This window comes from Streptomyces brasiliensis (assembly GCF_014647875.1).
GTDB classification, from domain to species: Bacteria; Actinomycetota; Actinomycetes; order Streptomycetales; family Streptomycetaceae; genus Streptomyces; species Streptomyces brasiliensis.
Genome location: NZ_BMQA01000013.1, coordinates 17,665 through 36,478 on the forward strand (window position 1 = coordinate 17,665; position 18,814 = coordinate 36,478).

17 protein-coding genes and 1 pseudogene are annotated in these 18,814 nt (G+C 72.0%); 10 read left to right on the plus strand and 8 right to left on the minus strand.

Annotated elements, in window-relative coordinates; translation table 11 throughout:
- Window positions 1-112 precede the first annotated feature (112 nt).
- The gene (locus IEZ19_RS20950) at window positions 113-1,438 is read left to right on the plus strand and encodes an MFS transporter (RefSeq protein ID WP_189312775.1); all 1,326 of its coding nucleotides are present in this window, start codon (window positions 113-115) and stop codon (window positions 1,436-1,438) included.
- Window positions 1,439-1,495: 57 nt separating this feature from the next.
- Here IEZ19_RS20950 and IEZ19_RS20955 read toward each other — a convergent pair whose 3' ends face one another.
- Window positions 1,496-2,254, minus strand: coding sequence for a helix-turn-helix domain-containing protein (locus IEZ19_RS20955; protein WP_189312776.1), 759 nt, complete (start codon window positions 2,252-2,254; stop codon window positions 1,496-1,498).
- Window positions 2,255-2,447: 193 nt separating this feature from the next.
- A complete protein-coding gene (locus tag IEZ19_RS20960) occupies window positions 2,448-2,882 on the minus strand; it encodes an SH3 domain-containing protein (protein ID WP_189312777.1) in 435 nt (144 codons plus the stop codon).
- 222 nt (window positions 2,883-3,104) lie between these two features.
- Between IEZ19_RS20960 and IEZ19_RS53085 the strand changes: the two genes are divergently transcribed.
- The 6 genes and pseudogenes from IEZ19_RS53085 to IEZ19_RS20985 all read left to right on the plus strand — a co-directional run bounded on the left by IEZ19_RS53085 (window position 3,105) and on the right by IEZ19_RS20985 (window position 8,622).
- Window positions 3,105-3,692, plus strand: a complete 588-nt coding sequence (locus tag IEZ19_RS53085; RefSeq protein ID WP_308428980.1) for an NAD-dependent epimerase/dehydratase family protein — start codon at window positions 3,105-3,107, stop codon at window positions 3,690-3,692.
- Between the two features lie 9 nt (window positions 3,693-3,701).
- Window positions 3,702-4,037: an NAD-dependent epimerase/dehydratase family protein gene (locus IEZ19_RS53090; RefSeq protein WP_308428981.1), complete on the plus strand. Its 336-nt coding sequence runs from the start codon at window positions 3,702-3,704 to the stop codon at window positions 4,035-4,037.
- Window positions 4,034-4,987 (plus strand): RNA polymerase sigma-70 factor, encoded by a 954-nt coding sequence (locus IEZ19_RS20970; RefSeq protein ID WP_189312778.1) that lies wholly within the window; start codon window positions 4,034-4,036, stop codon window positions 4,985-4,987. The genes IEZ19_RS53090 and IEZ19_RS20970 overlap by 4 nt, the downstream gene beginning before the upstream one ends.
- 30 nt (window positions 4,988-5,017) lie before the next feature.
- Window positions 5,018-5,533: a MarR family winged helix-turn-helix transcriptional regulator gene (locus IEZ19_RS20975; protein ID WP_189312779.1), complete on the plus strand. Its 516-nt coding sequence runs from the start codon at window positions 5,018-5,020 to the stop codon at window positions 5,531-5,533.
- A 221-nt stretch (window positions 5,534-5,754) separates the two neighbouring features.
- Window positions 5,755-6,222 carry a peroxiredoxin gene (locus IEZ19_RS20980; protein WP_308428982.1) on the plus strand — a complete coding sequence of 156 codons (468 nt, stop codon included), beginning with the start codon at window positions 5,755-5,757 and terminating at the stop codon, window positions 6,220-6,222.
- A 57-nt stretch (window positions 6,223-6,279) separates the two neighbouring features.
- A pseudogene (locus tag IEZ19_RS20985) lies at window positions 6,280-8,622 on the plus strand (SpoIIE family protein phosphatase).
- Here the strand turns inward: IEZ19_RS20985 and IEZ19_RS20990 are convergent.
- The 3 genes from IEZ19_RS20990 to IEZ19_RS21000 all read right to left on the minus strand — a co-directional run bounded on the left by IEZ19_RS20990 (window position 8,623) and on the right by IEZ19_RS21000 (window position 10,743).
- Window positions 8,623-9,057: a cupin domain-containing protein gene (locus tag IEZ19_RS20990; protein WP_189312780.1), complete on the minus strand. Its 435-nt coding sequence runs from the start codon at window positions 9,055-9,057 to the stop codon at window positions 8,623-8,625.
- Between the two features lie 126 nt (window positions 9,058-9,183).
- Window positions 9,184-9,786 carry a DNA polymerase ligase N-terminal domain-containing protein gene (locus IEZ19_RS20995; RefSeq protein WP_189312781.1) on the minus strand — a complete coding sequence of 201 codons (603 nt, stop codon included), beginning with the start codon at window positions 9,784-9,786 and terminating at the stop codon, window positions 9,184-9,186.
- Between the two features lie 81 nt (window positions 9,787-9,867).
- Window positions 9,868-10,743: an oxidoreductase gene (locus IEZ19_RS21000; RefSeq protein ID WP_189312782.1), complete on the minus strand. Its 876-nt coding sequence runs from the start codon at window positions 10,741-10,743 to the stop codon at window positions 9,868-9,870.
- 159 nt (window positions 10,744-10,902) lie between these two features.
- Between IEZ19_RS21000 and IEZ19_RS21005 the strand changes: the two genes are divergently transcribed.
- A complete protein-coding gene (locus IEZ19_RS21005; protein ID WP_189312783.1) occupies window positions 10,903-11,790 on the plus strand; it encodes a helix-turn-helix domain-containing protein in 888 nt (295 codons plus the stop codon).
- 1 nt (window position 11,791) lies between these two features.
- On the opposite strand, the gene IEZ19_RS21010 is transcribed toward IEZ19_RS21005, so the two are convergent.
- Window positions 11,792-12,622 carry an aldo/keto reductase gene (locus IEZ19_RS21010; protein WP_189312784.1) on the minus strand — a complete coding sequence of 277 codons (831 nt, stop codon included), beginning with the start codon at window positions 12,620-12,622 and terminating at the stop codon, window positions 11,792-11,794.
- 160 nt (window positions 12,623-12,782) lie between these two features.
- Here IEZ19_RS21010 and IEZ19_RS21015 point away from each other — a divergent pair, with 160 nt between their 5' ends.
- Window positions 12,783-13,757 (plus strand): TauD/TfdA dioxygenase family protein, encoded by a 975-nt coding sequence (locus IEZ19_RS21015; RefSeq protein ID WP_189312785.1) that lies wholly within the window; start codon window positions 12,783-12,785, stop codon window positions 13,755-13,757.
- Between the two features lies 1 nt (window position 13,758).
- Here IEZ19_RS21015 and IEZ19_RS21020 read toward each other — a convergent pair whose 3' ends face one another.
- Window positions 13,759-14,790 (minus strand): LLM class flavin-dependent oxidoreductase, encoded by a 1,032-nt coding sequence (locus tag IEZ19_RS21020; protein WP_189312786.1) that lies wholly within the window; start codon window positions 14,788-14,790, stop codon window positions 13,759-13,761.
- A 74-nt stretch (window positions 14,791-14,864) separates the two neighbouring features.
- The gene (locus IEZ19_RS21025) at window positions 14,865-16,367 is read right to left on the minus strand and encodes a metallophosphoesterase family protein (RefSeq protein ID WP_189312787.1); all 1,503 of its coding nucleotides are present in this window, start codon (window positions 16,365-16,367) and stop codon (window positions 14,865-14,867) included.
- Window positions 16,368-16,523: 156 nt separating this feature from the next.
- Between IEZ19_RS21025 and IEZ19_RS21030 the strand changes: the two genes are divergently transcribed.
- Window positions 16,524-18,623, plus strand: a complete 2,100-nt coding sequence (locus tag IEZ19_RS21030) for a S9 family peptidase (protein WP_229840508.1) — start codon at window positions 16,524-16,526, stop codon at window positions 18,621-18,623.
- Window positions 18,624-18,814: the final 191 nt, after the last annotated feature.

The window sequence follows — 18,814 nt, forward strand, 5'->3', positions numbered from 1 at the left end:
TTGCTGAGATTGTTGACAAAAGCGTTGACACTCAGGCCCGCCGCTTCTTAGCTTGCTTGCGCCCCACCGATTCCCTTCCAGGGGGTTCCTCCTGGACGAGAGGAAAACAACGATGTCCTCCTCACCCGCCCTCTCCGCCCGCGCCCGCAGACTGGCTCTGCTGGTCGTCGGCCTGTGCTGGCTGGCCGTGCTCTTCGACGGCCTCGACATGTTCATCTACGGCTCGGTCCTGCCGCACATGCTGGAGACCAAGGCCCTCGGGATCACCCCCGGCCAGGCCGGCGACCTCGGCAGCTACGCCACGTTCGGCATGCTGATCGGCGCCCTGACGGCGGGCACGATCGCCGACCGGATCGGCCGCAAGAAGCTGATGGTCGGCTGCGTCACCCTGTTCTCGCTGGCCTCCGCGCTGTGCGCCGTGTCCGGCGGCGTCGCCGTCTTCGGCCTGGGCCGCACCCTCGCCGGCGTCGGCCTCGGCGGACTCCTGCCGACGGCGATCAGCATGGTCTCCGACTACGCCCGCGGCGGCCGTGCCGCCCTGACCGTCGGCGTGCTGATGACCGCCCATCACGCGGGCGGGATCCTCTCCGCCTACGTGGCCAAGTGGCTGGTGGAGCCCGTCGGCTGGCGCTCCGCGTTCTGGGTCTGCGTGGTCCCGCTGCTCTTCGTCCCGGTGCTCGCCAAGATGCTGCCCGAGTCGCTGAGCTTCCTCGTCGCCAAGGGCCGTACCGAGGAGGCCCGGGCGTTGGCCGGCCGCTACGAGGTCGAACTGCCCGACACCACCGGCCGGAAGACCGCCACCGACCGCTGGGACGCCCTGCGCGGCCTCTTCCGCGGCGGTGCGTGGTCGCAGACCCTGCTGTACTGGCTGGCCTCCTTCGGCGGGCTCCTCCTCGTCTACGGCGTCGCCACCTGGCTGCCCACCCTGATGCGCGGCGAGGGCTACAACCTCGGCTCCGCACTGACCTTCGTGGTCCTGTTCAACCTCGGCGGCATCGTCGGCATGCTGATCGCGGGCCGCGCCGCCGACCGCTTCGGCGCCCCGCGCATCTCGGCGATCTGGTTCGCGCTCACCGCCGTCGGCGTCTTCCTGCTCAGTGTCCGGATGCCGCTCGGCGTGACCTTCCTGGTCGTCTTCCTCACCGGCGTGTTCCTCAACAGCGCCCAGACGATGATCTATGCGACGGTGTCCCTCCGCGCCACCCCGGACAGCCGCGCCACGGCGGTCGGCTGGACCTCCGGCATGGGCCGCTTCGGCGCCGTCTTCGGCCCCTGGCTCGGCGGGCAGCTGCTCGCCGAGGGCCACGGCGACTGGGGCTTCACCGCCTTCGCGCTGGCCGGCGTCTCCTCGATGGTGTTCATAGGCATCGCGGCCCTCCGCGCGACCGGGCGGCCGGCCGACGACAAGGCCCGGCAGGAACTGGTCACCACCGGCTGACCGTCCGTACGCCGACGTACGGCGCCCCCGGTCCCCGGCCCGGCGCCGTACGGCAGTTCACTGTCCCGTCGGCTCCTCGACGTCCAGGCCCGTGCACGCCAGTTTCCCGTCCACCTCCGCACACGCCTCCACGCCCCTGGCCGACGGGACGGCGAGCATCGGGCTGGTGTACCCGGCGGAGTCCTCGGCCGGATAGGCCGCCGACAGCACGTTCTGGCCGGCGCGCACGGAGACCTCGCGGGCGTGCGGGGAGCGCATCCGCACCTCCGACCAGACGGTGCCGCACGCGGGGGAGTAGCGCAGCCGGACGGTGTAGGCGGCATCGCTGACCGAGCTGGCGATCTGCGCGTCCCGGGCGCAGGCCGACGTGTCGGGCAGCGCGCCCTGGCAGGACCGGGCGTGGCAGCGGGGCGCCGCCATGACGTTCCGCGTCGCGGGCGGGCCGTGCCGGCCCGCGACGGCGAAGGCGGCGACCGTCGCGGTGGCCAGGGCCAGCAGGGCGAGCGTCGGCAGCCGCCGCCACCGGACCCGGGGCGGGCGCTCCCGCTCCTCTTCCATGGACGGGCTCACGAGGCCCGCGCCGGTCTGCCAGAGGGTCAGTACGGGGCCGGGATCGGCGTCGGCGAGCCGCGCGAGCGCCTCCACCGCTGAACGCGGCGGCCGTTGAGTACCCGTCAGATAGCGGTGCCAGGCGGACTTGCTGTACGGGGTGCGGGTGGCCAGTGCCGCCAGGCTCAGCCCCGTACGCTCCTTGAGTTCACGCAGCCGCGCCGCCAACGGCTCGTCGGAAGTGGTCGATTCCTGGGGCTGCCCCATGGTGCGTTCCTCGACTCCAGATCCGCTATGGGCGTTTCGCCCCTGTTGTCGGGATGACTTCCCGTGCGGCGGGCCCCGCAATCGGCGGTGAGGTAGGAGGACGGTGAGGCGGCGCCATACCCGAGGCCCGCCCGGGAAACCAGAGGTTCCCGGGCGGGCCTCGGCGATCAGGACGTTCGGCGCGTCGCAGCGGTCAGCACCATCGCAGGGCCGCGCCCACCCGCACGTAGTGCGCGGAGACGTAGCCCTTGTGATGGGCGAGCCGGTACCAGGTGTGGTTGCCGTACACCGGCGAGCCGTACGTCTTGCAGGCCAGCGCGAGGCGCCGGTTCGCGTGCCGGTGGCCGACCACGCGGTAGCCGGTGCCCGGGCCGGAGCGGACGTTCAGCGCGACGCGGTGCGTGGCCACGCGCCCGGTGGTGAGCAGACCGCGACGGTAGAAGGCCCGCCGGGTGATGTGGTGGGCGCGGTGGGTCGCGGCGGACAGGTGCGAGGGATACTGCGCGACGGCGGCGGGCACCGGCCGCGGCGCGCAGTGGCCCGCCTCGGCGGCGGACGCCGCCGTGGGCAGGAACGCGAGCACCGCGGCGGTGGCCAGCAGGCCGCTCTTCAGGGTCCGTCGGATCATGGAAACCTCCGGGCTGTCGATCTCGTGACCACGCGGCGTGATCACGTCAGCCAGCGTTTCCGTGACGAACCGTCAGGATGCCGTCCCCGCGTGCCACGGGACGGGGGAGACGTCCCCGGGACGGACGCCGTACGGCCGGCGGCCGCGCGCCCGATGTCACAGACGGCCGGGCTGTCTCGTCCCAGGTTCGGAGAACGACTCCGAACCTGGAGGGTGATGGTCATGCGGGTGTTCGTGGCAGGCGGGACGGGAGTGCTGGGGCGGCGGCTGGTGCCGCGGCTCGTGGCCCGGGGGCATCGGGTGACGGCTACGACGACGAGCGCGGCCAGGCTGGATCTGCTGGCAGGGCTGGGCGCGGAGGGCGTCGTCATGGACGGGCTGGACGCCGTCGCCGTCGGGGAGGCCGTCGCGGCCGCCCGGCCGGACACGATCGTGCACCAGATGACCGCGATCTCCCCGGCGCACGCCGGCAAGCCCGATCTGAAGCATCCGGACCGCTGGTTCGCCCTCACCAACCGGCTGCGCACCGAGGGGACGGACCACCTGCTGGCCGCGGCGGAGGCGACCGGTGTGCCCCACGTCGTCGCGCAGGGCTACGCGAGCTGGAACGGCATCCGCGAGGGTGGCTGGGTCAAGACCGAGGAGGACCCGCTGGATCTGCTCGAGGGGACGGCGGCCCATGCCGGACTGAAGGCGCTGAGCCGTGTCGAGGACGTCGTCCTCGGGGTCGGCGGCGCGGTCCTGCGGTACGGCGCGTTCTACGGGCCCGGGGCCGTCGACGACCAGGTCGAGCTCGTGCGCAAACGGTAGTACCCGCTGGTGGGGCGCGGCACCGGCTACAGCTCGTGGATCCATCTCGACGACGCCGCGAGCGCCACCGTCCTGGCCGTGGAGCAGAAGGCGCGGGGCGTCTTCAACGTCGTCGACGACGAGCCGGCCCCTGCCGCCGAGTGGCTGCCGTATCTGGCGGCCTGCGCGGGAGCCAAGCGGCCGATGCGGGTCCCGGTGTGGCTGGCCCGGCTGCTGGCCGGGGACCAGGCCGTGGTGATGATGACGGAGGGGCGCGGCTTCTCCAACGCCAAGGCCAAGCGGGAACTGGGCTGGGAGCTGAAGTACCCGTCGTGGCGGCAGGGTTTCGAGGAGGAGCTGGCGTGAGCCGGGCGGAGCGGTTCGAGGAGCTGCGGCCGTTGCTGTTCTCGATCGCCTACCGGCTCCTGGGCAGCGTGAGCGAGGCCGAGGACGCGGTCCAGGAAAGCTGGCTGCGCTACACGGCCGCGGGGGCGGAGCCCGCCTCCGCGAAGGCCTTCCTGTCGACGGTGGTGACCCGGATCTCGATCGACGTGCTGCGCTCGGCGCGCGTCCGGCGAGAGGAGTATGCCGGGCCGTGGTTCCCCGAGCCGCTGCTGAGCGACCCGTACCAGGATCCGGCGCGGGCGGCGGAGCTCGCCGACTCGCTGTCGATGGCGGCCCTGCTGCTGCTCGAACGGCTCAGCCCGCTCGAACGCGCCGTCTTCGTGCTGCGGGAGGTGTTCGGATTCGGCTTCCCGGAGGTCGCCTCGGCCGTGGGCCGGTCGGCGGCGGCGTGCCGCCAGCTCGCGGTCCGGGCGCGCCGGCACATGGACGAGGGCCGGCCCCGGTTCGAGGCCGACCGGAAGGAGCGCGAGGAGCTCGCCGCGCGCTTTCTCGACGCCTTCCGCGAAGGAGACGTCGACGGCCTGCGCGAACTCCTCGCCGCCGATGTGCAGATGATCGGCGACAGCGGGGGCAAGGCACCGCAGTGGGCCGAGCGGATCTTCGGCTTGGACGACGTGACCCGGGTGCTCGTCGCGCTCGTCCCGCCGTTCGTCGGGATCGGCGGCGTCGTGGAGCCGCGCCAGGTGAACGGGCAGCCGGGCGCGCTCTTCCGCGACCGGGACGGCGGGATTCTCAACGCCCTGACCTTCGACATCCACGACGGACGGATCCAGACGATCCGCTCGGTGGCCAATCCCGACAAGCTCGGGCACGTGGGGCCCGTTGCGGACGCCTGGGCCGTCCTGCGCGAATCGCAGCGGGCCTGCGGCGCGGAGTTCGACCCGGAGGCCCCGGTCACGCAAATTACTTGAGTTACGCAACGATATGCTAAACTGGGTGGCATGCCCTCGGAACCTCTCCCCGCCGCGTCCGCGGAAGTCGCCGACATCGAGCGCGCGCTCGCACGCATCACGTATCTGAGCACGCGCGCCCGGCAGCACGACCGGCTGATGGCGCTCGCCGGCGTGCCGCTGGACCGCGCCGCCGTGGCGCTGCTGCGGCAGATGGCCGACTCCGAGCCGCTGCGGCCGGGGGAGCTGGCCCATCGGCTGGGCGTCGAGGCGTCGCACGTCACCCGCACCGTGCAGCAGTTGCAGAAGTCCGGTCACGTCACCCGCGTACCCGACCCCGACGACCGCCGCGCCCAGCGGATCCAGCTCACCGACGCCGGCCGCGCGGCCGTGCGGAGCGTCCGGGACGCCGGGGTGCGCGGGATGCAGGCCGCCCTGGCCGACTGGCAGCCCGAGGAACTGCGGCAGCTGGCCACACTCTTCCACCGCATGGTCGACGACTTCCTGGCGTACGCCGCCGATGACGAGCACGGCCAGGAAGCGGACGCGCGGGCGACCACGGCCTGAACGGGCAGGAGTCCGCTTACGACGGAACCCCCGTTGCTCCCCTCTCGCTTACCGTCGAGTAATATTCGGCGGCAGGCCGTCGGAGGAGAAGCCGTGTCCCGGTCCCCGCGCACGCCCTTGCCGCGGGCAGGTCCGTCGGCCATCGCACGGGTCGCCCGCACGGGCGCCGCGCTCCCGGTGCTCCGGGCCCGCGGTGTCGCCGGAAGTGAGGAGGAACAGTCGTGACGGATCGCATCGACGTCGGTGACAAGGTCGAGGACTTCGCGCTGCCCGACGAGACCGGTGCGCAGCGCCGGCTCACCGAGTTGCTTGCCGACGGGCCCGTGGTGCTGTTCTTCTATCCCGCCGCCCTGACACCCGGCTGCACCGCCGAGGCCTGCCACTTCCGGGACCTGGCCGCCGAGTTCGCGGCCGTCGGCGCGCGGCCGGTCGGGATCAGCGGTGACCCCGTCGAGCGTCAGCAGGAGTTCGCCGGACGGCACACACTCGGCATGCCCCTGCTGTCCGACGTCGACGGAACGGTGCGCGAGCGGTTCGGTGTGAAGCGCGGATTTTCCCTCGCTCCCACCAAGCGGGCCACCTATGTCATCGCCCAGGACCGAACCGTCGTCGAGGTCGTCCGCAGCGAACTGCGCATGAACACCCACGCCGACCGGGCCCTCGCCGCCCTGCGCGCCAACCACGGCTGAGGCGGTCCACGGCCGACCGCGCTTGAAGCGCCTCAGCAACGGGATCATTCTTGGCATATGGAACATCCCGTGGCCGTTGCGATCATCGACGCCCTCGGCAGAGTGACAGGGTGGAGCGAGGGCGCTCAGCAGATCACGGGCTACACGGCCGGGGAGATCGTGGGTCGGCCGGCCGCCGGACTGCTGGCCGGTGAGCTGTCCGTGGAGACGGCCGACACGCACAACGGAGTCTTCACTCTTCGCCACCGCGACGGTCGCCTCGTCGAGATCGACGTCACGTCCTGCCCTGTGATCGGCTCGGACGGTCAGCCGACCGGATACGTGATCACCGCCGACCGGCCGTCGGCCCCCGAACCCGCACTGGCGGAGCTGGCCCTTCGACAAGCACCCATGCCCATGACGATTTTCGACACCCGGCAGCGGTACCTGTTCCTCAGCGACGTCGTCCGCCGGGGGCGGGGCGCCGGCGAGGAGGACCTCGTCGGCCGCTTCTTCATGGATACCGTGGAGGACGCCGATCACACTCGGGACTTTCTGCGCCGACTGCGCCAGGTGGTCGAGACCGGCCGCCCCGTACGCTACGACGATGTCATCGGCCCGCCCCCTGTGAGCGGGGAGCGCGCCTGGAACATGGAGATGTGACCGCTGCGCGACCAGTCGGGTCGAATGGCAGCTGTCGCGATGGTCGCGGTCGACAGCACGGAGCAGTACCTGGCGCGTCGCAGGATGGCCCTGCTCAACAAGGCGGTCACCGCGATCGGCACGACGCTCGACGTGGTGCGCACCGCTGAGGAACTCGTCGACGTCATGGTCCCCGAGTTCGCCGACTTCGTCGGCGTCGACCTGCTGGACTGGGTCCTCAGCGCGGACGAGTCGCCGACGGCGACGCCGGAGGGCGATATTTCCCTGCGCCGCGTCGCCCAAGGCTCCATCACCGACGACGCACCGGAGGTCGCCGTACACCTGGGTGAGCTGGAAGTCTACCCAGCGTTCTCGCCACCGGCCCGGGCATTGCGCGAGGGGCGTGCGATCCTCAGCCAGGCGAACGAGGCCGAGTTCGAGCGCTGGGTCGAAGAGCGCGACGCGCGCTCACCGGGGGGCCGCCCGTTCCGTTCCGGTGCTCATTCGCTGCTCGCCGTACCGCTGCGGGCGCGTGGCGTCACGCTGGGCGTCGCCGTCGGCGTGCGCATCGGACATGCCGAGGACTTCGGAGACGACGACGCCATGTTCGCCGAGGAACTCGCCAGCCGGGCCGCCGTCTGTGTCGACAACGCCCGCCGCTTCGCCCGCGAACACGTCACCGCGCTTGCCCTGCAGCACAGCCTGCTGCCCAGCGGGCTGCCCGGCCAGGCCGCGGTGGACGTGTTCCACCGCTATCTGCCGTCAGGTTCGCTGGCGGGCATCGGTGGCGACTGGTTCGACGTGATCCCGCTCTCCGGCGGCCGCGTCGGCCTCGTCGTCGGCGACGTGGTCGGACACGGCATCCAGTCCTCGGCGGCCATGGGACGGCTGCGGACGGCGGTACGGACCCTCGCGGACGTGGACCTGCCCCCGGACGAACTGCTCACGCACCTGGACGACCTGGTCACCCACCTTGCCGCGGAGGGCAACGACCAGGACGCCGCCGAACTCTGCGCGACCTGTCTGTACGCCGTCTACGACCCCGTCTCGCGCCGCCTCACCCTCGCCGCCGCCGGCCATCCGGCACCCGCCGTCGTAGCGCCCGGCGGCACCGCGGAACTGGTCGCGATGACGGCGGGGCCGCCGCTGGGTGTCGGCGGACTGCCGTTCGAGGCCACGGAGCTGGAACTGCCCGAGGGCACGGTCGTCGCCCTCTACACCGACGGCCTCGTCGAGGACCACGACCTCGACCTCGACCAGGGGACCGGCAAACTGCTCCACGCGCTGGGCACCCCGGCCGACTCGCTCGACGTCCTCGGCGAGAACGTGCTCAAGGCCGTCCTGCCCGAGCAGCCCGGCGACGACGTGGCCCTGCTGCTCGCCCGCACCCTCGCCCTCGGCGCCGACCGGGTCGCCACCTGGGACGTGCCGCCCGACCCCGCGCACGTGGCCACGGCCCGGCAGGCGGCCGTCGACCAACTGGCCGCCTGGGGACTGGACGAGGCCGCCTTCGTCACCGAACTCATCGTCAGCGAACTCGTCACCAACGCGATCAGGTACGGCGAACCGCCCATCCGGCTGCGCTTGATCCGCGACCGTGCGCTCATCTGCGAGGTGTCGGACGGCAGTTCCACGTCCCCGCATCTGCGCCGGGCGCACGCCTTCGACGAGGGGGGCCGCGGACTGCTCCTCGTCGCCCAGCTCACCGAGCGCTGGGGCAGCAGACAGACCAGCCGCGGCAAGACGATCTGGGCCGAACAGCCGCTGCCCCAGGGCTGATCACTGGAAAGGGCACCCCGGGTTCGGTGCGTCCTCGGAGAGCGGCGCGCCATGCGGCAGGACGTACAGCACGTCCAGGACGAGCGTCCTGTCCCCCTCGTTGACGCCGATATGGACGTGCCCTGCCCCCGCCGGCTCACGCACGATCCCGCCGGTGCGGTACTCGCCGTCCTGGGCGCAGCTCGCGTCGTAGTGGGTCAGGGCGCCCTGCCGGACGAGGCCGTACAGCGGGCCGTCGTGGTAGTGCCACCCGGTGCTCTGACCAGGCGGCACGGAGATCTCCCGGACGATGTAGTCGGTGTCGCCCACGGTGGTCCGACTGATCACCCGTCCGGTGACGCCCGGCCCGGCGGGCGTGGCCTGGGCGGTACCGCAGGCCAGCAGAGTACCGGCGGCCACCGACCCGACGAGGACGGTACGGAGCGTGTTGCGCATGGAAAGCAGCCTCCTGGAGCGACGGACGAAGATCGAGTGCCGTTGCGAACATAGGCTGCCGAAGGGACAGTTGGGGGCGGAACGCGCCCGTCCGCGTCAGGCGCCGGCACTGCCCCGCGCCGGGCGCTAGTCGGTGCCCGCCGCCGCGATCTGGGCGAGCGTGCGGCCCGTGCGGGCCGAGCGGGCGCGGTGGGGGTCCGGGGTGCCGTGGCCGGTCGGGCGGCCGGGGCCCTTCTTGACCAGGAGCCAGGCGTCGTCGCCGTCGCGGCCGCGGAAGCGGGTCAGGGCGTAGTCGCCGTGCAGCTTCGCGCCGTGCAGGCGGAACGTCGCGTGACCCCGCTCCAAAGACTCCGCGAAGTCGACCGGCCGGCCCTTGGCGTCATGGCTGAGCTGCTCGTACGTGCCGTGGTCCCAGACGAGTACGGTCCCGCCGCCGTACTCGCCCTTCGGGATCACGCCCTCGAAGTCCTCGTACTCCAGCGGGTGGTCCTCGGTGGGCACGGCCAGCCTTTTGTCCTGCGGGTCGGCGGACGGCCCGCGGGGGATCGACCAGGACTTCAGGACGTCGCCCACCTGGAGCCGGAAGTCGAAGTGCATCCGGCGCGCGTCGTGGATCTGCACCACGAACCGGGGCGCCTCCCCGGGAGGCGCCGATGACCCGGAGGGTTCGTGGGTCCGGTCGAAGTCGCGCTTGCCGCGGTACGTCCGCAGACTGTCGTCCCTGCCCACCACAGGCTCCTTCCGTACGACCACTCCGGGCGCCCCGAGTACCCCGGACCACAGCGGTCGACCCCTCGGCGGAGCTGGGCGTCAGCTCGCGCTCTGCCGCCCGATGCCGTCCAGCTCGGCGACGGCGTCGGCCGGCAGGACCAGACCGGCCGCCGCGATGTTCTCGCGCAGATGGTCCGGTGACGAGGTGCCCGGGATCAGCGTGATGTTCGGTGAGCGCTGCAGCAGCCAGGCCAGCGCGACCTGCTGCGGGGCGGCCTCCAGCCGGGCGGCGACCTTGGTCAGCGTCTCGGACTGCAGCGGGGTGAAGCCGCCGAGCGGGAAGTACGGAGTGAAGGCGATGTTCTGGGCCGCGGTGCTCTCGACCAGTGCGTCGTCCTGCCGGTTGGCCAGGTTGTAGAGGTTCTGCACGGTGACCACCGGCGCGATCGCCTGCGCCTCTTCGAGCTGCCGTGCGGAGACGGTGCTGAGCCCGAGGTGCTTGATCAGTCCTTGCTCCCGCAGCTCGGCCAGGGCGCCGAACTCGTCGGCGATCGACTCCTCGTTCGGGGCGTCCAGGTCGCCCAGCCGCAGATTGACCACGTCCAGGGTGTCCACACCGAGATTGCGCAGGTTGTCGTACACCTGCGCCTTCAGGTCCTCGGGGTGCCGGGAGAGGACCCAGCTGCCGTCCGCTCCGCGGCGCGCGCCGACCTTCGTCACGATGTGGACGCCGGACGGGTACGGGTGCAGGGCCTCCCTGATGATCTCGTTGACGACCGTGGGGCCGTAGAAGTCGGCGGTGTCGATCTGGGTGATGCCGGCCTCCACCACCGCGCGGACCACCGCGACAGCCCGGTCCCGGTCCTTGGGCGGACCGAAGACGTGCGGTCCGGCCAGCTGCATGGCGCCGTAGCCCATGCGGGTGAGAGCCAGGCCGTCGGCCGGGGTGATGGTTCCGCCGAGCGCTGCAGACATGTCGTACCTCTCGTGATGTGCGTTCCGCCGGGCCACCGGTGTGCCGGCCCGTGGTCGCTCTTCACCCTGCCCGCCACGGCAGCGCGGCGGCAGTGCCCCCGTGTTCCTGGGAGTGACACGGACACCCACTGCGGCACGGCCCGGCCGTACGGTGGGGGCATGGACGCAACGAACGCGCTGGGGGAGTTCCTGCGCGCCCGCCGTGCCCTGGTCCGGCCGCAGGACGTGGGGCTGCCCGGCGGCGGGCTGCGCCGGGTGCCGGGACTGCGCCGCGAGGAGGTCGCGATGCTCTCCGGCATCAGTTCCGACTACTATCTGCGCCTCGAGCAGGGCCGCGACCGCAAACCCTCCGTCCAGGTGCTGGAGGCCATCGCCCGTGTGCTGCGCCTGGACGACGACGCCACCGCCTATCTCGTCGGCCTCGCCCAGGAACGGCCCGTCGACGTACGGCACCCGGCCCGCACCCGCTCACCGAGCCGCTCCGAGCAGGTACCGGCGAGCGTCCTCCAGCTGATCGACGGCTGGCCGCGCAACCCCGCCTATGTGCAGAACCGCTACACGGACGTGCTGGGGGCCAACGCCCTGGCCAAGGCACTCACCCCGAACTACGCGCCCGGTGTCAACGTGCTGCGGGCCGTCTTCCTCGACCCGGCCGAACGGGCCCAGCGACGGGACTGGGAGGACCTCACCGAGGAGGGCGTCGCCGTGCTGCGCGCCTATGCCGGGCCCCACGCCGACGACCCCCGGCTGCGCGATCTCGTCGGTGACCTGTCGGTGCGCAGTGAACGCTTCCGCACACTGTGGGCCCGGCACGAGGTGCGGCCCTGGCGCGGACGGCTGAGCCATCTCACCCACCCGCAGGTCGGCGACCTCGACCTGTACTCGGACAAGTTCTCCATGGACGGCACCGACGGGCTCACGGTCGTCGTCTTCCACGCCGAGCCCGGCAGCCGCAGCGCCGAACTGCTGGACATCCTCGGCAGCCTCAGCGTGCCCGGCCACGACGACCGGGACACGCAGCAGGAGCAGCCGGTCGAGGAGCAGTAGCTCAGAACTCCTCGTGCGTCCCGGGGTCACCGCCGAGGCGCCGGTGCGCGCGGTCCGCGACCACGTCCATCTGCGCGGGACCCAGCTCGAAGCCGAAGACGTCGAGGTTGGCGCGCTGCCGGCCGGGGTCGGCCGACTTCGGGATCGGCACGGCGCCCAGCTGCACGTGCCAGCGCAGCACCACCTGTGCGGGCGTCACCCCGAGCGCCTCGGCGATTCCGGCGATCTTGGGGTCGTTCAGCAGGAGCACGTCGCGGCCCAGCGGGCTCCAGCTCTCCGTGACGATGCCCTTGGCCGTGTGGAAGGCGCGCAGCTCGTCCTGCGGGAACAGCGGGTGCAGCTCGATCTGGTTGACGGACGGCAGGACGCCCGTCTCCTTCTCCAGTCGCTCGATGTGCTCCGGCGTGAAGTTGGAGACGCCGATGGAGCGCACGAGACCGTCCGCACGCAGCTTGACCATCGCCTTCCAGGAGTCGACGTACTTGTCGACGCGGGGCAGCGGCCAGTGGATCAGATAGAGGTCCACGTACTCGAGGCCCAGCCGCTGCCGGGACTCCTCGAAGGACGCGAGGGTCTCCTCGTAACCGTGGTGGCGGCCCGGGAGCTTCGTGGTCACCACGATCTCCTCGCGGGGGACGTCACCGGTCGCGATGCCCCGGCCGACGCCGGTCTCGTTGCGGTAGTTCGTCGCGGTGTCCAGGAGGCGGTAGCCGAGCCCGAGTGCGCCGCGTACGGCCTGCTCGGCCTGCGCGTCGTCCATGGGCCAGGTCCCCAGGCCGATGCCCGGGAGCCGCGTGCCGTCGTTGAGCGTGTGCGCCGGAATGCTGATCACGTTGGGACCTTCCCTCGACTATGTCGTACCCCCAGCCTCCGTGATGGGACGCGTGATGATCAACCGGACCGCCGTCCCGTGCGGCAGGGCACCGTCGCCACGCCGCCGATTCGCTGACACGATCTCCCTGGAGCCGGTACGCACGACCATCGGAGCGGGCATGACGACGGACAGGGGCACTACGGACCGCGCGGAGCGGATCACGGGGATCGAGGTGAGTCCGGTCGCGGGGCACATCGGCGCCGAGATCACGGGCGTCGACCTCGCCACGGACCTCGACGACGCGGTCGTCTCCCTGATCAGGGATGCGGTCCTGCGCTGGAAGGTGGTGTTCTTCCGCGGCCAGCACCTCGACCACGCCGGCCATGTCGGGTTCGCCCGCCGTTTCGGTGAGCCGGTCGTGCTCGGGCGGCGCGGCAGCGCCTCACCGCCGGAGGTCCCGGAGGTGGAGACGACCGCCGACCGGCTGGAACTCGGCGGCCGGTTCGGCATGGAGCACGAGGAGTGGCTGGCGCGGCGCCGGCCCACCCTGCTGCGCGGCTGGCACTGCGACCACGGCGCCCGGATCGACCCGCCCGCCGCGACGATCCTGCGCGCCGAGAGCGTTCCGCCCTACGGCGGCGACACCACCTGGGCCAATCTGGCCGCCGCCTACACCGGACTGTCCGCGCCCGTCCGCGCGTTCGTGGACGGGCTGCGCGCCGAGCACCGGCTGGGCGTCGGTTATCAGTCCCGGCCCGGCGACGACGCGTACCTCCGCCATCTGCTGGGCCATCAGGTCGCGTCCGTGCACCCGTTGGTGCGTGTGCACCCCGAGACCGGCGAGCGCGTCCTCTTCGTCAACGGCTACTACGTCGAGCAGATCACGGACGTCTCCCGGCCGGAGAGCGCCGCGCTCCTGGAGATGCTCCTCGAACAGGCGGTACGGCCCGAGTACACGGTCCGGTTCCGCTGGGAGCCCGGCAGCGTGGCCTTCTGGGACAACCGGGCCACCATCCACCTGGCGCCCGGCGACAACGCCCATCTCGGCTTCCCGCGGATCATGCACCGGGTGATGCTCGCGGGTGACGTGCCGGTGGGTGTGGACGGCCGACCGTCCACACCGGTCACCGGCACGGAGCCGGGCCGCTGGTGAGTCAGGAGGCCCGGGGCGACCAGCCCAGCGCCGGGCCGAGCCGCGTCGCCAGGTCGGTGAGGATCTGTACGTAGTCCTCGTGCTCGAAGGTGAACGGCAGCGCGAACGCCACCTCGTCCACCTCGCGGAACCCGGCGTGGGCGTGCAGCCGTTCGGCGATCTCCGTCGAGGTGGCGACGATGTCCGGCGCGAACAGCAGCCGCGCCGGACCCTGCGGGGACGCGGTGCGCGGCAGCCGCTTCGCCGCGTACGCCTCGTACTTGGCGCGCTGCTCAGGCGAGGCGGAGTCGGTGGGGATCACGACCAGGCCCTGGGAGACGCGGGCCGCGGCACTGTCCGGGTGAGCGGCGCGGAACGCACGGATGTGGGACCGCTGGATCTCCGCGAAGTCCCACGGCCTCTCCTCGCCCTCCGCCTTGACGACGCTGCTGGTCAGGAAGTTCATGCCGTGCTCGCCCGCCCAGCTCGCCGAACGCGCGCTGCCGCCGCCGTACCACAGCCGGCGCCCCAGGCCGGGCGAGTGCGGCTGCACGACGTCCGAGAACACCTCGAAGCCCTCGAGCCCGCTGAAGTCGGTCGCCGGCTTGCCGCGCACCAGGTCGAGCAGCCGCCGCACCCGTTCGTAGCTGAAGTCCTCCATGTCGCCGGTGTCCGGGTACAGGGCGTCCTTGACCTGGTCGTAGTGCATCGGCGGGCCGACGCTGATGCCCGGGTTCAGCCGGCCGCCGGACAGGATGTCGACGGTCGCCAGGTCCTCGGCGAGGCGCAGCGGGTTCTCCCAGCCCAACGGGATGACGGCGGTGCCGAGTTCGATGCGGCTGGTGCGCTGCGAGGCGGCGGCGAGGAGGGCGACGGGGGACGAGACGCCGTACTGCAGATGACGGTGGCGCACCCACGCGCTGTCGAAGCCGAGCCGCTCGCCCAGCTCGATGATCTCCAGCGTGGACTCGTGGCCCGGGCGCGGGTCCGCCCCGTCGAACAGGCCGATGGTGAGGAAGCCCAGCTTGCGCAGGGGACGTGAGGGGGACGGCACGGGCTCCTCCGGCGGTCGTACGCGAGTTCCACTTTTCATCCCGATTGTCGCAGGCCGACGTTGCGGGCGTGTGATCAGTTCAGCGGGATGGCGATCTCGTCCTCGACCGGCGGGTCCATCTCCTGCGCGCGGTTGCCCGTCGCCGCGAAGCAGCGCAGCCGAACCGACTCCGTCGTGACGTCGAGGCGCAGGAAGCACTTGAAGAAGGGCGGGCTGTAGGTCGCCGAACCCGGCGAGAAGAGCTGCGTGTAGATCTTCCGCACGGGCAGCCGGAACCGGGAGGTACGGTCCGGGCGTCCACCGGCGCCGAGCAGGGTCGCGACCAGGCGGGTGCGCCGGGTGACCCGGGCGTCCGCTCCCGGCGCGCGCCCGGTCCTGATGCCCAGCCGCTCCGCGATCACCGCTGTCGCCTCGGCCTCGGTGAGCGTGAAGAAGCGGCGCAGCCGCAGCCGGCGGCCGTAGAGCCTGCTGTAGAACGCCAGGGAATCGCCGCGCAGCGGATAGCAGCGGAAGTCGTCCTCCTCGACACCGGCGACCGACACGCGGGGGATGGTGTGGGTGGCGTGCATGAAGGCTCCGCCGCCGCCCGAGACCACGTACTGGATGGTGCGGCCGGCCACGTCGACGGGATAGCGCTGGTAGTTGTGGATGTCGCCGCCTATCGCCGCCACGTAGTGGTGGGCCGGATCGCGCACGACGTCGTCGACCGTGCCGCCGCCCTCGATCGCGCAGGGGTGGTGCTCGCCGTCCACGTACAGCGGGGAGCCGGTGACGAGGATCTTCGGGCGCGGCCCCTGGGACACCTCCCGTAGCCACGCGCCCTGTTCGGCGTCGATCGTGCCGAGCAGCCCGGTGTCGATCCCTATGATCCGCACCGGCCCGGCATCGATCGCCCAGTACGGCCCTGGCTGGACTGCCTGTTGCTCCGGCGCCGACCGCAATTCCCGTGCGTCGGCGAGCCGTTGCTCGTCCGTCGGCCGGGGTGCGTGCCAGAGCAGGGACTGCCACCAACTCCAGCTCAGCGGGCGGGGCTTGGGCGCGGGATCGAGCGGCGGTGTGTCGGCGCAGAAGACGCGCATGAACCCGCCGAGGTCCTCGTACCAGTCGTGGTTGCCGGGTATCGCGTAGATCGGCGCCCGGTAGTCCTGGTAGGGCCGGAAGAACTTGGTGCCGTAGTCGTCGGTACTGCCGACGGGATAGATGACATCGCTTGCGATGACGGCAAAGCTCGTGCCCTGACTCGCCTTCAGAAAGCCGGGGACGACGGCGTACTGGGAGTCGTCACCCTCTCCGGTGTCGCCGACGACCATGAAGGAGAAGCGGTCCGGGTCGTCACGCCGGATCACCTTGTCGACGGGTGCTCCGGCGGCGGTCCGCCGCGCCACCCAGCGGCTGCGGGTACGGCCCGTCGGATCGCCGAACCAGGACGCCAGCACACCGTTGCGGGCGGCCCACAGCGTCCTTGGGCTGAGCCAGGACAGCTTCTCGACGTGGTCAGGCATCAACTGCCGGTATCCGCCCGGTTCGGCGGCGCCCCAACCGGCGCCCGCCGCGGAATCGCGTGAGGAGTCAGACACCGGGGAACCGTAGCAATGATCAACCGGATGCCGGTCAACGGGTCTCCCTGGAACGGGAGATCACGCGGTCACCAGGTCAGAGTTGTCGTTTCACGGCGCGATGATCTGAACGGCGCTCATCCAGCCGTGGCTCTCGAGCCGAGCTCCTAATCGAACATGCGTGTGAAATTGAGCGGCGAGGGAAAGCTGCCGTACGTGTCCACCACCTCCCTCCCCGCCCAACTGGTCCGCACCGCATGCTTCACCCGCGGCGTCCCCGGCCACTTCACCGTCACGCCCGACGGCGCCACCGTCCTGTTCCTGCGCGGGCGCACGGGCGACGACCCCGCACCCTGTCTCTGGGCACTGGATCTGAACTCCGGGACGGAGCGACTGCTGGCCGATCGGGCGAGGCTGCTCGGCGCCGTTCCTCGACCGCGGGGGATCGAGCACTACGCGACGGACCGTGCCGTCGGCCGGGTCGCCTTCGCCCTGGCCGGTGCCCTGTGGACGGTGGGGCTCGACGGCCGTGACCCCGTCCGGCTGTCCGCCCGGCGCCCGGTGTCCGACCCGTGCCCCGATCCCACCGGCAGGTACGTCGCGTACGTCTGCCGAGGGACCCTGCGCGTGATCGGAACGGACGGCACCGAGGACCGTACGATCGCCGAACCGGACGCCGACGACGTCGAGTTCGGGGTCGCGGCGCACACGGCCGTCACCGCGTCGGACGGACGGGCGCGCGGACACTGGTGGTCACCGGACGGCACGGTCCTGCTGGTCGCCCGCACCGATGCCGCGCGCGTCCGGCGGTGGCACCTCGCCGATCCCTCCGCCCCGGGCACTGCGCCCCGCACCCTGCGGTACGCCGCCGCCGGCACGCCCAACCTCGACGTGTCCCTTCAACTCGCCACGTCCGACGGCACGTTCACCCCGGTCCACTGGGACCGCGACCGGTTCGAGTACCTCGTCGGCGCCGACTGGGACGAGCGCGGCCCGCTCGCGGTCGTACAGTCCCGCGACCAGCGCACCGTCCGCCTCCTCGGCATCGACCCGGCCGACGGACGCACCACGGTGCTGCACGAGCAACGGGACGCCCGCTGGGTGCAGTTGATCCCGGGACTGCCGGCCCGTACCTCCTGCGGGGCACTGCTCGCCCACGCCGACCGGCACGGAACCCGGCATCTGACGGTGGACGGTACGCCGGTCACCCCCGTCGGGCTCCACCTGCGGGCGGTGCTCGGTGTCGACGGGAACGACGTGCTGTTCGCCGCGTCCGACGAGCCGACCGAGACCCACCTCTGGAGCTGGCGCCGGGGGAGTGGCGTCCGGCGGCTGAGTTCGGGGGCCGGTGTGCACTCGGGCGTGGCGCGCGGCGGCACCCTGGTTCGAGTCACCCAGGACAGGAACGGGCCGGGCGGCCGGACCGTCGTCCTGCGCGACGGGCGGTCCGGCGCCGTCCCGCTCGCCTCACACGCCGAACGCCCCACGCTCGACCTCCACGTCACCCCTTTCGTTCTCGGCCCGACCGAGTTGCGCGCCCGTCTTCATCTGCCCTCGTGGTACGACCCGGACGACGCACCAGTGCCGGTGCTGCTCGACCCGTACGGTGGGGCGGCGCGTCAACGGGTCACCGCCGCCCACGACTGGAGGTCGCTGGTGTCGCAGTGGTTCGCCGAGCAGGGGTTCGCGGTGCTCGTCGCCGACGGCCGGGGCACACCGGGACGTGGACCGGACTGGGAACGGGCGGTCCACGGCGACCTGTTCGGGCCCGTGCTCGACGACCAGGTGACCGCGCTGCACGAGACGGCCCGTCGTCACCCCGGCCTCGACCTCGGCCGGGTCGGCATCCGTGGCTGGTCGTTCAGCGGCTCGCTCGCAGCCCTGGCGGTGCTGCGCCGGCCGGACGTCTTCCACGCCGCCGTGGCCGGAGCCGGCGTCACCGACCAGCGGCTGTACCACGCCCACTGGCGGGAGCGGTTCCTCGGGCATCCCGACGTCTTCCCGGAGCGGTACGCCGCCTGCGACCTGCTCCGGGAAGCGCCCCGGCTGACCCGACCCCTGCTGCTCATCCACGGCCTGGCCGACACCAACGTGCTGCCCGCCAACACCCTGCGCCTGTCGGACGCCTTGCTGGCCGCGGGCCGTCCGCACGAGGTGCTGCTCCTGCCCGCCACCGGCCACCAACCCCTCGGCACCACGCTCACCGAGAACCTGTTGCGGCACCAAGTGCTCTTCCTGCGCCGGAGTTTGGGGATGCCGACCGTCGGCACAGGGTGATCCGCAAACCCGGATGCGGCCGGTCGTAGGGAAAACCCTTGAGTGTTACCGAGGGTACTGACATGGACGGGTCAACGCTGCCATTCTCCCCCCGACGCCCCGGCGGATGCGCCCCACGGTCCGCCGACGGGATCAAGCTCCCGCACAGCTCAGCTCTGACCGGACGGCACACCCGTCCGCCCGGTCTGTCA

What these genes read in the sequence shown, in the direction of transcription:
- IEZ19_RS20950 (WP_189312775.1), top strand. Translation starts at nt 113, where the DNA reads ATGTCCTCCTCACCCGCCCTCTCCGCCCGCGCCCGCAGACTGGCTCTG.
- IEZ19_RS20955 (WP_189312776.1), bottom strand. Translation starts at nt 2,254, where the DNA reads ATGGGGCAGCCCCAGGAATCGACCACTTCCGACGAGCCGTTGGCGGCG.
- IEZ19_RS20960 (WP_189312777.1), bottom strand. Translation starts at nt 2,882, where the DNA reads ATGATCCGACGGACCCTGAAGAGCGGCCTGCTGGCCACCGCCGCGGTG.
- IEZ19_RS53085 (WP_308428980.1), top strand. Translation starts at nt 3,105, where the DNA reads ATGCGGGTGTTCGTGGCAGGCGGGACGGGAGTGCTGGGGCGGCGGCTG.
- IEZ19_RS20975 (WP_189312779.1), top strand. Translation starts at nt 5,018, where the DNA reads ATGCCCTCGGAACCTCTCCCCGCCGCGTCCGCGGAAGTCGCCGACATC.
- IEZ19_RS20990 (WP_189312780.1), bottom strand. Translation starts at nt 9,057, where the DNA reads ATGCGCAACACGCTCCGTACCGTCCTCGTCGGGTCGGTGGCCGCCGGT.
- IEZ19_RS21000 (WP_189312782.1), bottom strand. Translation starts at nt 10,743, where the DNA reads ATGTCTGCAGCGCTCGGCGGAACCATCACCCCGGCCGACGGCCTGGCT.
- IEZ19_RS21005 (WP_189312783.1), top strand. Translation starts at nt 10,903, where the DNA reads ATGGACGCAACGAACGCGCTGGGGGAGTTCCTGCGCGCCCGCCGTGCC.
- IEZ19_RS21015 (WP_189312785.1), top strand. Translation starts at nt 12,783, where the DNA reads ATGACGACGGACAGGGGCACTACGGACCGCGCGGAGCGGATCACGGGG.
- IEZ19_RS21030 (WP_229840508.1), top strand. Translation starts at nt 16,524, where the DNA reads ATGCGTGTGAAATTGAGCGGCGAGGGAAAGCTGCCGTACGTGTCCACC.